At 39.4% G+C, this 14149-nt stretch carries 12 protein-coding genes; 11 read left to right on the plus strand and 1 reads right to left on the minus strand.

Features of this window, described 5'->3' with window-relative positions; translation table 11 throughout:
• Position 1 precedes the first annotated feature (1 nt).
• The 9 genes from ACFS5O_RS10825 (at position 2) to ACFS5O_RS10865 (ending at position 10436) form a co-directional block, all read left to right on the plus strand.
• A complete protein-coding gene (locus ACFS5O_RS10825; RefSeq protein ID WP_205726854.1) occupies positions 2-2803 on the plus strand; it encodes a 1,4-alpha-glucan branching protein domain-containing protein in 2802 nt (933 codons plus the stop codon).
• Positions 2803-5214, plus strand: a complete 2412-nt coding sequence (locus tag ACFS5O_RS10830; RefSeq protein ID WP_205726853.1) for a sugar phosphate nucleotidyltransferase — start codon at positions 2803-2805, stop codon at positions 5212-5214. The genes ACFS5O_RS10825 and ACFS5O_RS10830 overlap by 1 nt, the downstream gene beginning before the upstream one ends.
• A gap of 3 nt (positions 5215-5217) precedes the next feature.
• A complete protein-coding gene (locus ACFS5O_RS10835) occupies positions 5218-7200 on the plus strand; it encodes a glycoside hydrolase family 15 protein (protein ID WP_205726852.1) in 1983 nt (660 codons plus the stop codon).
• A 99-nt stretch (positions 7201-7299) separates the two neighbouring features.
• On the plus strand, positions 7300-7449 hold the full coding sequence (gene rpmG / locus ACFS5O_RS10840; RefSeq protein WP_066242361.1) for a 50S ribosomal protein L33: 150 nt from the start codon (positions 7300-7302) through the stop codon (positions 7447-7449).
• 108 nt (positions 7450-7557) lie between these two features.
• Positions 7558-8115, plus strand: a complete 558-nt coding sequence (locus ACFS5O_RS10845; protein ID WP_205726851.1) for a 5-formyltetrahydrofolate cyclo-ligase — start codon at positions 7558-7560, stop codon at positions 8113-8115.
• Positions 8116-8904 (plus strand): DUF92 domain-containing protein, encoded by a 789-nt coding sequence (locus ACFS5O_RS10850; RefSeq protein WP_205726850.1) that lies wholly within the window; start codon positions 8116-8118, stop codon positions 8902-8904.
• Complete coding sequence (locus ACFS5O_RS10855; protein ID WP_205726849.1) at positions 8886-9488, plus strand: molybdenum cofactor guanylyltransferase; 603 nt, start codon at positions 8886-8888, stop codon at positions 9486-9488. Before ACFS5O_RS10850 ends, ACFS5O_RS10855 begins: the two co-directional genes overlap by 19 nt.
• A 43-nt stretch (positions 9489-9531) precedes the next feature.
• Positions 9532-9708: a hypothetical protein gene (locus tag ACFS5O_RS10860; RefSeq protein ID WP_205727343.1), complete on the plus strand. Its 177-nt coding sequence runs from the start codon at positions 9532-9534 to the stop codon at positions 9706-9708.
• Between the two features lie 2 nt (positions 9709-9710).
• Positions 9711-10436, plus strand: coding sequence for an HAD family hydrolase (locus tag ACFS5O_RS10865; RefSeq protein WP_318300288.1), 726 nt, complete (start codon positions 9711-9713; stop codon positions 10434-10436).
• Here ACFS5O_RS10865 and ACFS5O_RS10870 read toward each other — a convergent pair.
• Positions 10417-11280, minus strand: a complete 864-nt coding sequence (locus tag ACFS5O_RS10870) for a hypothetical protein (protein WP_205726847.1) — start codon at positions 11278-11280, stop codon at positions 10417-10419. The genes ACFS5O_RS10865 and ACFS5O_RS10870 overlap by 20 nt on opposite strands.
• A gap of 118 nt (positions 11281-11398) precedes the next feature.
• Between ACFS5O_RS10870 and ACFS5O_RS10875 the strand changes: the two genes are divergently transcribed.
• Positions 11399-12442 carry a M42 family metallopeptidase gene (locus ACFS5O_RS10875; protein WP_205726846.1) on the plus strand — a complete coding sequence of 348 codons (1044 nt, stop codon included), beginning with the start codon at positions 11399-11401 and terminating at the stop codon, positions 12440-12442.
• A 153-nt stretch (positions 12443-12595) separates the two neighbouring features.
• Positions 12596-14059, plus strand: a complete 1464-nt coding sequence (locus ACFS5O_RS10880) for a spore germination protein (protein WP_205726845.1) — start codon at positions 12596-12598, stop codon at positions 14057-14059.
• The last annotated feature ends 90 nt before the right edge of the window (positions 14060-14149 follow it).

Here is a 14149-nt window from a genome sequence, read left to right on the forward strand (position 1 = left end):
CATGTCTAACGGGTATTTTTCATTAGTCTTGCACGCTCACCTTCCTTATGTGAGGCATAAAGAAGCAAATCGATTAGAGGAAAGATGGGTATTTGAGGCACTCACTGAGACATATATCCCGTTGTTATGGGTACTCGAAGATCAGCCTGAAAACTTGTCTTGGACCTTATCATTTTCACCTCCTTTGTTGGAGTTATTAAACGATCCAGTCATTCAAAAACGTTATCTAGAACATTTAGACCTTACGATAAAACTTGTTAAAAAAGAAAAAAAGCATTCTACAAATAAGGAAGAACAAAAGATTATTGCTTTTTACGAAGAGCGCTACAAAAGAATTATGGAAACCTATCAAAAGTTTGATTGTAAAGTTACAGATGCTTATAAACGTTATATGGATCTTGGGAAGGTTCATTGCATCACTTCCTCTGCAACCCACGCATTCCTTCCCTATATTCAAACAGAGCAAGGCGTTAAAGCTCAAATCTTTGCAGGTGTTCAAGCATTTGAAAAGTTTTTTGGTGAAAAACCTAAAGGATTCTGGCTGCCAGAATGTGCTTATTCGCCCGGAGTAGATAAAGCGTTAGCTGATGCAGGCATTCGATTCACTTTCGTAGATGAAGAGACTTTACTTAGAAGTAAGCCTGTACCATCAAAAGGAATTGGAGCTCCTGTGTATTCTCCACATGGTGTGGCGTTGTTCCCGCGAAATCAATGCATCTCAGAAACGATTTGGAATTCTTCTGTTGGATATCCAGGGGATTTTGATTACCGAGAATTTTATCGAGATGTCGCTTATGAGCGAGAGAACGATTATATAAAGAGCTTCATTCATCCAGAAGGGATTCGAATTGATACAGGCTTAAAGTACTGGCGAATAACAGGAAAAACAGAGAACAAAGACTGGTACCAAAGAGACTGGGCTATAAATAAAGTAAAGGAACATGCTTCTGACTTTTGTTACCGTATCAATGAATATCTACATACCAACGAACAATCTTACCCTCCTCAACTAATAACTGCGCCGTTTGATGCTGAGCTATTTGGACACTGGTGGTTTGAAGGACCAGAATTTTTACTTCAATCCATGAACGTTTCAACAGAACAAAACATCACGTGGATCACACCTCAAGAATTTTTAACAAGACATTATCAGGATTTAGAAACTGTAAGACCATGCTTTTCAACATGGGGAAGAAATCAAACAGGCGAAGTATGGCTGAATGAGTCCAACGCTTGGATGTACCGACACTTGCATCACTGTGAAAGAAAGCTGGTTCAACTCGCAGCACGTCTTTCACATAACGAACCAAACATCGTTGTGGAACGATATGCAGATCAGATGGTTCGGGAATGGATGCTGGCTGCTAGTTCTGATTGGGCTTTTATAATAGAAGGTAACAGTGCTACTGAATATGCGAAGTCAAGATTTCAAGAACATATCGAAAGGTTTCATGAACTGAATCGATCGATTGAGAATAAAACGTATCATCCAAATGAGATAGCAGACTATGAAAACAAATATCCTTTCATGCTTACAACCGGTCTGTGGCACTACTTTAAGAATAAACATGATGAGTATGTGATGTCTCACTATAACGAACAAAATGCTAAAGGTAAAAAGAAGATATTGATGCTTTCATGGGAGTTCCCTCCTATGGTAGTAGGCGGGTTAGCACGGCATGTGTTCGATCTTTCAAGAAAATTGGTCGAGCAAGGAACAGAAGTATATGTGATTACTTCTTCGGTTCCGGGATACCCCGAACATGAAGTGAATAATGGTGTCCATGTGTACCGTGTTGCTGGTAAACAGCCGAATTTCGAATCGTTTTTTCACTGGACAGGAAGTTTGAATTTGGCCATCACTGAACAAGCTTTAGCATTAGCAAGTAAGTTTGATTTTGATTGTATTCATGCTCATGATTGGCTTGTTTCTGTCTCGGCACTAGCCATCAAGAAAGAATTGAACATTCCGTTGATCACCACGATTCATGCAACAGAACATGGAAGAAACAACGGGATAACATCACCTCTTCAATACGAGATCAATCAGAAAGAATGGGAGCTTATGGATGGATCAGACAGTCTGATCGTCTGCAGTGACTATATGAAAAATGAATGTACAGAGGTCTTTAGCATTCCAGAGGAAAAGATCACGATTCTACCAAATGGTATAGATCCAGAACAGATTACATTCGAACAAGGTACCTCTTTAAAGGATACGAAAAACGATCATGAACTTCTTCTTTTTTCAGTTGGAAGACTTGTAAAAGAAAAAGGATTCCAAACAATTATAGAGGCTGCAGATCTATTAAGAAATTCTGGTAAACACGTCAGGTTTGTAATTGCTGGAAAAGGTCCGTTAATGGATGAACTGAAAGAAATGATCAGACAGAGGAATCTAGAAGAATATGTTCATCTTACAGGATTCGTTAGTGATGAGGAGAGAAATGAATGGTTTGCAAAAGCGGACGCTGCCATCTTTCCAAGTCATTATGAACCGTTTGGCATTGTTGCTTTAGAAGGGATGGCTTCAGGAAAACTTACCATTGTTTCTGATACGGGTGGGTTAAGAGAAATTGTGGATCATGAAAAAACAGGATTGAAAGTATATCCGAACGATCCAGGCAGTATTGTATGGGCTGTAGAATATATCCTTAGCAATCGTGAACGCTGCCAAGAAATGGCCAAAAACGGTGAGGAAACAGCAAGAACCGTTTTCAGCTGGGATTCTATTGCTGAAAAGACTGCAGAACTCTATAAGACAGAACAAAATAAAACATCAAAAGTGGGAGGTATCGTTTAATGAAGGGTGTAATTATGGCTGGTGGAAAAGGAACACGATTAAGACCTCTTACATGCAATATGCCAAAACCAATGGTGCCGATGCTTCATAAACCTGTTATGGAGTATGGTATCGAACTTCTTAAGAAATTTGGTATCACTGATATCGCCGTTACCGTTCATTACTTACCAGATGCAATTAAAAACTATTTTGGTGATGGTCGCGACTTTGGTGTTAACCTTCATTATTTTGTTGAAGATTCTCCCCTTGGAACAGCAGGCTCTATTAAGAATGCTGAAGAATTTTTGGATGAGCGTTTTATTGTGATTTCGGGTGATGCATTAACAGATTTCAACCTTGAAAAGGGAATTCAATTTCATGAAGATAAAGAGTCTCTAGCTACAATTTTTATGAAACAAGTAGATTCACCCCTAGAATATGGTGTAATCATGACCAACCAAGAGGGTAAGATCATTCGTTTTCTTGAGAAGCCAAGCTGGAATGAAGTCTTTAGTGATACAGTGAACACAGGCATCTATGTACTTGAACCAGAAGTGTTTAACTATATTGAAAAAGATGTTCCTGTCGATTTTAGTAAAGATTTGTTTCCGCTGCTTATGAAAGAAGATAAAAATTTGTTCGGCTATCAAGCAGAAGGATATTGGTCTGATATCGGGAGCCTTCAGCAGTATCGTCAATCACATTATGATATGTTGAACGGTTTAGTGAATCTACCTTTTGCAGGAGAGGAAAAAGAGCCTGGTGTTTGGATCGGTGAAAATGTTTTTATTGAAGATGGTGCTGTGATCGAAGCACCTGTAAGCATTGCTGATGGTGCAGTTATCCGTAAAGGCTCTCATATTGGCAAACTATCTGTTGTCGGAAAGAATAGCGTAGTAAGCTCAGGAAGTTCTTTAAAGAAAACGGTTTTATGGAACGATGTTTTTGTAGGCGATCAGTGTGAATTACGTGGAGCAACGATCGCGAACGGTACAAAAGTAGAAAAAGACGCGTCTATCTTTGAACATGCGGTAGTCGGTAACCATTGTACGATTGGTAAAAACGCGACGCTAAAGCCAGATGTTAAGATCTGGCCAGAAAAAGAGATCTTCGAAGAAGCTCTTGTTCACACCTCAATCGTGTGGGGTAAAAAAGCTACAAAATCTTTGTTTGGATCTAGAGGAGTATCTGGGATCGCTAATGTTGAGATCACACCCGATTATATCGCAAGGCTGGCATCAGCTTATGGAGCTGTTCTTCCTTATGGGTCACAGATCATCATCGCAAGTGACTCGCATGACTTTTCAGTGATGATCAAGCAATCTTTTATTCAAGGACTTCATTCTTCTGGAGTTCATACGGTTGATATCAGTCCTACAGTTGCACCAGTCGTCCGTTTCTCTATCGAAGAAGAACGTTTAGAGGGCGGTGTTTACGTAAGGTTCTCTAATCCTACGGGAGAGAAGCAACTGATGATCGAATTCTATGATAACAAAGGACTTCCGATTCATTCAGATCTTGAAAGAAAAATCGAGAATGCATATTGGCAGGAAGATTATAGACGTGCATCATTTGATCGTATCGGAAAAGGTGTTGTTCAGGCAAATAAACATGAAGACTATATTTCCGCTCTGTTGGAAGAAATACAGGAAAAGGGAATTCAAGAAGCTAAGTTTAGAGTAGTGGTAAATTACAATCACCAGCCGTACCTGAACTTTATCCCTAATCTATATAATCGATTGAACTGTGAGATTCTCACCGCCCCATATCAGACAAAGCCAGAGGAGATGGCATCCTTTGTGAGAGTTACAAATGCCAATATCGGTGTTTTGATTGGAGAAGCGGGTGAAACACTGCGTCTCATCACAGAGACTGGTGAAGTATTGGATGAAGAGACGATGCTTGCTCTATACGTTTTCACAGCATTTTCTCAAGGTAAGCAAAAGGAGATGGCTATCCCTGTATATGGATCCTCTGCTCTTGATTCCATTGCTGAACGTTTAAAAGGTAAGCTGATTCGTACGAAAGCTAATCCGCGTTCTATCATGGAAGTAGGAGATGGCGTTCTGAATTATCAATACGATGCTCAATATGCGTTTGTTCATATCTTAGAGATCATGGCGATGCAGAAGATCACATTATCTGAACTCGTTGAGATGCTTCCTGACGTGCATATGCTACGAGAATATGTACCTTGTCCAAAAGATAAGAAAGGGAGAGTAATGCGTAGACTGATGGAGGATATTCGTGACAACAATGTAGAATTGCTTGATGGGATTAAAGTCTTTCATCCTGAAGGGGGCTGGACACTTATTCTTCCAGACGTAGAACAGCCTGTATTTACCGTATATTCTCAGAATACGGACCCTGAACAAGCAAAACAAGCGGCATCTCAATATATTGAAAAAATCCAGTTATATCAGCAGGTGTAACAGATGCCAAGACATTTGGTTTTAGGAAACGGAAAACTATTAATTAATTTAGATGAATATTTGCAGATCAGAGACATCTATTTTCCTTACGTCGGTCAGCAAAATCATGTCCAAGGACATGTTAACCGTCTAGGAGCCAGTATCAATGGCTCCTTTTCTTGGCTTTCTTCAAAGGAATGGGTGATTGAGCCTGGTTACCATTTAGACTCGCTTGTTACACTTTCATACGCCAAAAACGTAAAAGAAGGCATAACACTGAAGATTGAAGACGCTGTTCATCAAAGAGAGAATATGTTTATGCGAAGAATCACCGTTTTAAACGAATCACATGAAGAAAAAAGAATTAAAATTTTCTTTCATCAAGACCTTTCTATCTATGAGAATGAAGTTGGAGACACGGCATACTTTGATCCTGAAAAATCGGTCATCATCCACTATAAGAAAAATCGTTACTTTTTGTTTACAGGGTCATTCGATCAAAAGGGAATCGATCAATACACAACAGGAGTCAAACGTTTCTTAAGTGCTGAAGGAACTTGGAGAGATGCTGAAGATGGTCATCTTCATGTGAATCCGATCGCACAGGGGTCTGTTGATAGTACTTTTTCCGTACAAGGCATTGTTCCGCCACATGGAAAAGGAGACGTTAACTATGCTCTGACAGTAGGAAAAAGTAGAGAAGAAGTATTTTCACTCTATGATTATCTGATGGAGATCGGTCCATCGTTAACGCTCGATAAGATCGATGTATACTGGAGGAGATGGGTGAACAAAACAAAGATCAATCCTTGCAATCTTTCTGATGAACTTCTCGATCTGTATAACAGAAGTTTGTTGATCATTCGTACACAAACCAATGAAAACGGGTATATCATAGCAGCGAACGATTCTGATATACAGCATTATAACCGTGACCACTACAGCTACATGTGGCCGAGGGATGGCGCGTTAATCGCTGCTGCCGTTGCAAAAGCGGGCTTTCATGGAATGGTAAAGAACTTCTATCGGAGATGTGCGGATGTTTTAACCAAAGAGGGTTATCTTCATCATAAGTATAACCCCGACGGTTCGATCGGATCATCGTGGCATCCTATGATTGATAAAGAAGGTTCTAGCCAACTGCCGATACAAGAAGATGAAACGGCGCTCGTCCTATGGGCATTTTGGGAACATTATAAAGAAACAGGGGATATTGAGTTTGCTCAATCTCTCTATCGGTCATTAGTGCGTCCGAGTGCGAGATTCTTACTTCAATATATGCAAGAAGAGCTAGACCTTCCGTTGCCTTCTTATGATCTTTGGGAAGAAAGAAGAGGAATCTTTACCTTTACAGCAAGCTCAGTTTACGGTGGACTTATGGCGGCTTATTCTTTCGCGACACTCTTCGGTGAGGACGATCGGGCAGACAGGTACAAGAAGGGTGCTGACCGAATAAAAGCAGGAATGGAAAAGCATTTGTATGATGAAGATTCAGGGAGGTTTTTAAGAGGCATCTACTTGCTGGATGATAACGCTTATAAAAAAGACTTCACGATGGAATCCAGTATGTATGCTCTCTTTGCCTTCGGTGTTTATCCTGCCGATGATGAACGGATTGTCCGAACGATGCAGCAGATGAACGAAGAGTTGAGCATTAAGTCAGGTGTAGGCGGGATTGCCAGATATACCAATGATTATTATTTTCAGCAAACGCATGACATGACAAGAGCTCCTGGGAATCCTTGGTTGATCTGTACGTTATGGCTTGCTAAATGGTATGTTCAATGCGCGAAATCACTTCAGGACCTGGAGCGTCCGCATGAAATATTACGCTGGATTCACGAGCATAGCTTTTCTACAGGTGTCCTACCAGAGCAGCTTCATCCGTTTACAGGAGAGGCTTTGTCCGTTGCCCCTCTCACTTGGTCACATGCCACTTTTGTTGATGTTCTAAAAGAATATACAAAAGTCTATGAGAAACTTTCACAAAACTCACTTGCTCGTTAGAAAAGAATTTGTTATCATGTTATGGTATGGTTTAATAGAGAATATGACTGTTAGTAACCATGATAATGTACTTTGGTAAAGATGTGGAGGGAAACAACAATGCGTGTAAACATTACTTTAGCTTGTACTGAAACTGGTGATCGTAACTACATCACTACAAAAAACAAGCGTACGAATCCAGACCGTTTAGAGCTTAAAAAATACAGCCCGCGTTTAAAGAAATACACAGTTCACCGTGAAACAAAGTAATTTCACGTAGAAGCGCCTGAGACCCATGCTAATGAGGGATCAGGCGTTTTTTCATGCAATCAAACTCATGATATGATAGATACATCACGTTATAGAGGTGTTTAATCCATGGATAAATCACAATGGCGAAAAGAGCTAAAAAATGTGTTGCTCTCAATCGAAAAAGAGGAAAGAATAGCAAAAAGCGAAGTGATATCAAATCTCTTATTTCAAACAGACGAATGGAAAACAGCAGATTGTATCGGGATCACAGTCTCACGAGTGTTTGAGCTAGATACATCGTACATCATAGATCAAGCATGGAGAGAAGGAAAGACTGTCGCTGTACCCAAGTGCTACTCTAAACATAAACAGATGGAGTTCAGAGAAATCTGTACGTATGAAGAATTAGAAAATGTATATATGGATCTATACGAACCTAAAGTAGAGGTTACTTCGTGCATAGAGCCGTCACAGATGAACGTGATCGTCGTTCCAGGTCTTGTCTTTGATAGAGAGGGATATAGGATCGGTTATGGAGGTGGCTATTTCGATCGTTACTTACAAACTTATGACGGATCTAAAATTTCACTAGCATACATGTTGCAGACAACTAGATCTCTTCCACATGAAAACTACGATATACCGGTAGATATCATTATTACAGAAGATGGCCGGTTTAAGTAGATGATAATCATTATAGTTGGTATCGCTCTTCTTTCCATAGCTTCAGTTCTGCTAAAATGGCTAACCGTCGCAGGAAGTGTAACAGCTTTTGTATTGGGAGTAATTATTTACAAAGCTTTTGGTTGGCAAGGTTTGATTCTACTTGGTCTATTCTTCATAACTTCTACACTTTTGACGAAATGGAAGAAAGACAAAAAGCTGGGTAACGACGCAAGTCATACAGAAGACAAAAAAGGAAGAACAGCTGGTCAAGTGCTTGCCAATGGTGGAGCAGCTCTGCTGGCGGCAGTAGGTTACGTTACGATTTCAGATCCTATATGGATGATTGTGTTCGCAGCTACCTTTGCGACAGCTACAGCTGATACGTGGGCTTCAGAGATCGGTGTTCTTTCAAAAAAGAGACCTTTTCATATTAAAGAATGGAGAAGAGTCGATCCTGGTCTATCAGGTGCCATTTCAAGTATAGGTACAGTTGCAGCAGCGTTCGGAGCAACGTTTATAGGCTTCAGCTTTTATATGCTCTATGATTCATCAATTGCGATCGGGTTGTGTATTGCTTTATCTGGTTTCTTAGGAAACATAGCTGATACCATTTTTGGAGCTTGGTTTGAACAAAAATATGTTTGTTCCATTTGTAAAAGAGAAACAGAGAGTCACGTTCATTGTGGGGTTAAGACAATAAAAATATTTGGGAATCCTTTTTTCACAAACAATGTTGTGAATTTTTCCTCGACTATTATTGGAGGCTTGATTGCTGGAGGTTTATACATATGGATCAAAAGTTGGTGATAGGTGTTGTTCTTGCGGGTGGTCAGTCTAGAAGGTTTGGAAGTCCTAAATTGTTCACTAAATGGGGGGATGCTACCTTTTTTGAAAAAGCACTGAAGACGATCGCTCCATATTCAGACGCACTTGTAGCTGTTGTCCGTAATGAAGAGATAGAGAAATTAGAACAATACCATTCCCATTCTGTAGAACTAATTTCTGATGTTGAGGCTTTTAAGGGTAAAGGTCCTTTAGCTGGAATATACAGTGCGATGATGGAAGTAAGTGGGCAATATTATTTGATCACGCCTTGTGATATGCCTAGGATGAGCAGTGAGATGTATGGAAAATGGTTAGACATTGCACTTCAGCAACCAGAGTATGACGCAGTTATCCCAATATTGAACGGGAAAGTATATCCTTTAAACGGTGTGTACAAACGATCTTGTCTTTCTGAAATCAAAGAGAACTTAGATAACGAAAACTTAAAGGTCTTATCCTTATTGAAACAAAAAAACACAAAATATATAGAGGTACAAAAAGAAGAGGCTTACTTTTTTGAAAATGTGAACACGCAAGAAGATCTTTTAAATCTCGGGAACGAATAAAAAGTGGATTCCAAACAGAAAGTAGTAGCAAGGAGGTTTTCACATGAAAGGATTCGTGATTAAAAGCTTTTTGGTATTCCTCGCTATTGCGCTCGGCTACAGAATGAGATACCGATTGATGAATAGCGCTCTTGGTAATCCCTTAATTCGTCGTTTCTTAGTGGGAAGTGCCATGTCATTTCCAGGGTTGCGATCAAAAATGATGGATGAAATCATTTGACCATGCGATCAAAAAAAGCAGCAGTCTTCTTTGACTTAGATAATACGCTGTTTGATTATGAAGCCTCCTTTAAGAAGGCTTCTTTATTTGCATTTCGTTGCATCTTTTCTATAGGTGAGAAAAATAAGAAGTTAGAAGAAAAATGGTTCCCTCATTATAAATCATACTGTGATCTCTATTGGTATGCTTATGAAAGAGCATGGATCACCCGTAAAGAATATCAAAGGAAAAGACTATCCTCATCCTTACATGCAGTAGGAATAAATAATTTTAGTGACAAAGAGATCCAGCAATATCAACAATATTTTGAAGAAAATATCCATTATTTTGTAGAGCCCTATCCGTGGATAAAGGAAATCATTCAACTTTTAAACCGTAAAAAAATCACGTACGGAATCATTTCTAATGGAGAAGCTGCCGTTCAGAGAAACAAAATAAAACATCTGCCTTTTGATATTCCTGAAAAACACATCTATATTTCATCGGAAATTAAAGTGGCTAAACCTAGTCCCGAAATCTTCCGTGTTGTGAGCAAAAGAGTGGAAGCAAGTGCCTTTTACTATGTCGGTGATTCCTATTCGTTAGATATAATTCCAGCGGTCCAAGCAGAGTGGACGGCAATATGGTGGAATCCTTCGATGCTTTCTGTAACACATGACAAAGTTCCTTATCATTATTGTACTTCAAGTGATGAATTGATTGAGACCATCACGAAATGTATTGAATGAGTTGGATGTTCTCCCCATTCGTTGTTTGAAAAAGAACGAATAGATATTTTTTATCTTTGCTGATTAAGATGAAGGGCATGGAACTTCCAATCGGACTGATTCTCTGTCCATTCTTTAGAGTGATTCCTAAAAAGTAATTTTTATATAAACCTTCCCATAGCTTTCCGATGATTTCCTGACTTTTAGATAGAGAGAATCCAGATAGCGGTTTGTTGTTATAATCAGTTAATGACTCTAAAGAGATCACGTTATATTCATTGAGGTCAATCTGATAGAAGTTTGTTGTTTGTGTCAGTGTTTGCTGCAGATATTTATTTGTTTTTTCATCCAGGTCATTCTTAGCTTTTCGTTCAGTTTTATCCTTAGGGGTCTTAAAGCCTGAGAACGATCGACTGAGTTTTGCCGCATATAAATAATTATTACTCATTCTTTGTACAGAACGATACTTCTCCTCGGTAAGATGGATCTCTCCTTGATGATAGGAAATGGCCTCCCATAGCGCTGGAACTGAACTTACTACATCTTTTTCAAGGTCAATTTCATCTGCAGAGGTTTTCCACTCTGTCATCTTATTATTAAGTCTTCCGTTCTCAAATATCATAGCAATATCTTGTCTTAGGTAAACACGTTTTGAAGTCACTGAGCGCACTTTCCAAAGTAAGTCATAATCTGATGGGTTCCCATTTCGGAAGGAAAGATTTGTTTCAGCTTCCGTAAAAGAAAAATTATTATCTATCGGGAAGAATGTAATGCTCTCTCGTGCTTCTTTTTTTACAAACGGCTGGTAGATGATACCTATTACAAGTATAATAATTAACAGATAAATTGAAATTCTCCACTTCATACAAATCAGCCTCCCTATCGGACAACTCTTGTTCCTAAATTCTATGCAATCTTGTCTAAATTAGAAGGCTAAAGTTGAAGAAAACGTATGGAGGGGTTAAGTGAGAGGGGTTAGAGTAATGCAAGTTGAAACAAAAGAGATCGTGAGTTTTATTAAAGAGCTCGTACATATCCCAAGCCCATCCGGGAATACAGAAGCAGCAATGAAGTTTATGACATCATTCTTAGAAGAGAATCAGGTGTCATTCAAAAAAACCAACAAAGGTGCTGTTATTGCGACGATTCCTGGTGAGGATGAATCGAAACACCGCCTGTTGACTGCTCATGTAGATACGTTAGGTGCTATGGTAAAAGAGATCAAAAGCGATGGCCGTCTAAAATTAGACTTAATCGGCGGATTCTATTGGAATACGATAGAGGGAGAATATTGTTCTATACATACGAATTCAGGAAAAGCGTATAGCGGCACGATCATGATGCACCAAACAGCTGCTCATGTATACAAAGGAATGAATGAACTAAAGCGTGATGAGAAGAACATGGTTGTTCGTGTAGATGAAGAGTTTCATTCTAAAAAAGATGTTGAAAAAGCAGGAATCTCAGTAGGAGATTTTGTCTCTTTCCATCCTAGATTCGAACAATCAGATAGTGGATTTGTGAAGTCACGTCATTTAGATGACAAAGCTAGTGTTGCGATTCTCATGCATGTGATCAAACAAATTAAGACTCATTCAATCAAGCTTCCTTACACGACTCACTTTTTGATCAGTAATAATGAGGAGATTGGATATGGTGGAAATTCGAATATCCCAACTGAAACGATTGAGTACTTAGCGGTAGATATGGGTGCGATCGGCGATGGTCAAGCAACAGATGAGTTTACTGTAAGTATCTGTGCAAAAGACTCTGGAGGACCGTACCATTTTGGATTAAGAAAACACCTTGTTAATCTCGCTGAAAAACATGGTATCGGATATAAAGTAGATATCTATCCTTACTATGGTTCAGATGCAACTGCTGCTATTCGTGCTGGTGCAGATATCGTGCACGGTCTGATCGGACCTGGCATCGATGCATCACATGCATTTGAACGTACGCATATCAAGTCTTTAAAAAATACAGCGGAGCTTATTCATAAGTATTTGATGTCTCCCCTAGCTTGATCTAACACTCCTTAGCCATAGCTAAGGAGTTTTCTTTTTTGTAAACATATGCGTTTTACAAATATCGGAAGAAGTTTAGGGGGATTCGTTGATAACCAAGGTATGAAACATGAAAAGAAAGTGAAGGATGATAGGCAGAGGAGTGATGAAAAAATGTCATATCTGCCAAAAAAACAACCTCTTTCAACAAATTTTGATGAAAACGTCCAGTATATGAAAAATCAACTAGGGGTTGACATCAGCTTTGATTGTATTCATCTTGACTTAGAGTATGCCGGAAGAAGAATGGCTTTATTCATGGTGGATGGTTTCGTTAAAGATGATATTCTTCACTATTTAATGAAGTTACTAGCTGATCTCGAGCCCGGTCAATTAGATCCGGACCCCCTTGTTAAGCTTATGAAGACCTACCTGCCTTATATAGAAATCTCTACGTCAGACGATCTGAACCAAGGAATCGATTGGGTATTGAGTGGCCCCACCGTTCTGATCGTTGAGGGAGTTTCTGAAATCTTGCAGATCGATGCTAGAACATATCCGGTTCGAGGACCAGAAGAACCGGATGTTGAGCGCGTTGTGAGAGGTGCAAGAGATGGTTTCGTGGAAACCATCGTTTTCAATACGGCACTGACGAGAAGAAGAGTTCGTGATCGTTCGCTTCGAATGGAATATATGAGTATTGGCAGACGATCTAAAACCGATGTATGTATTTCGTATATTGAAGATATAGCCGATCCCCATATCGTTGAACGGATTAAAGAATCCTTGAAAAAAATTGATACAGACGGACTTCCGATGGGTGAGAAAACAGTCGAAGAATTTATTTGTGGTCGGCACCTCAATCCGTATCCGTTAGTGAGGTATACAGAACGTCCAGATACAGCAGCGGTACATCTATTTGAAGGACATGTGTTAGTTTTTGTAGATGGATCTCCATCGGTTTTAATCACACCAACAACGTTTTGGCATCATCTGCAGCATGCAGAAGAATACAGGCAGAAACCAGTAGTTGGAGCTTATTTAAGGTTCGTACGTTTTTTAGCTGTGTGGATTTCTATCTTTTTATTACCTTTATGGTACTTGTTTTCCGTACAGAAAGAACTATTACCTGTAAATCTTTCCTTCATAGGACCAGAAGAAATTGGTGTCGTCCCTTTGTTTTTACAGTTTGTGATCATTGAATTGGGTATGGATATGCTTAGGATGGCTACCATTCATACACCTACTTCGGTTTCCACAGGACTAGGATTAGTCTCAGCGATTGTAGTCGGCCAAGTAGCGATCGAAGCAGGTCTGTTCGTAAATGAAGTCGTGCTGTATATCGCAATTGCTGCAATTGGAACATTTGCTACTCCGACGTATGAGCTTAGTTTAGCCAACCGTTTATTGAGACTTTCTTTATTAGGATTAACCGCATTGTTAGGTGTTCCAGGGTATATAGTGGGCTTTACAGTAGCTGTATTATTCTTTGTTTCGTTCAAATCCTTTCATATCCCCTACCTCTGGCCCTTTATTCCTTTTAATCCAAAAGCAATACGAGACGTAGTCTTAAGGATACCTATGCCTCTAAAGAACAGAAGGCCGATCGTCTTACACCCGAAAGACCCCGATCGATAAATGTTTTGACAGCTGACTTAAGTTAGCTGTCTTTTTTGTATGTAAATCTGTGCAAAGGCTTGCATTCTTCCCTATAGTATTTGTTATAAT

It is taken from the genome of Fictibacillus nanhaiensis (assembly GCF_042686385.1).
In the GTDB taxonomy this organism is placed as follows: Bacteria; Bacillota; Bacilli; order Bacillales; family Fictibacillaceae; genus Fictibacillus; species Fictibacillus nanhaiensis.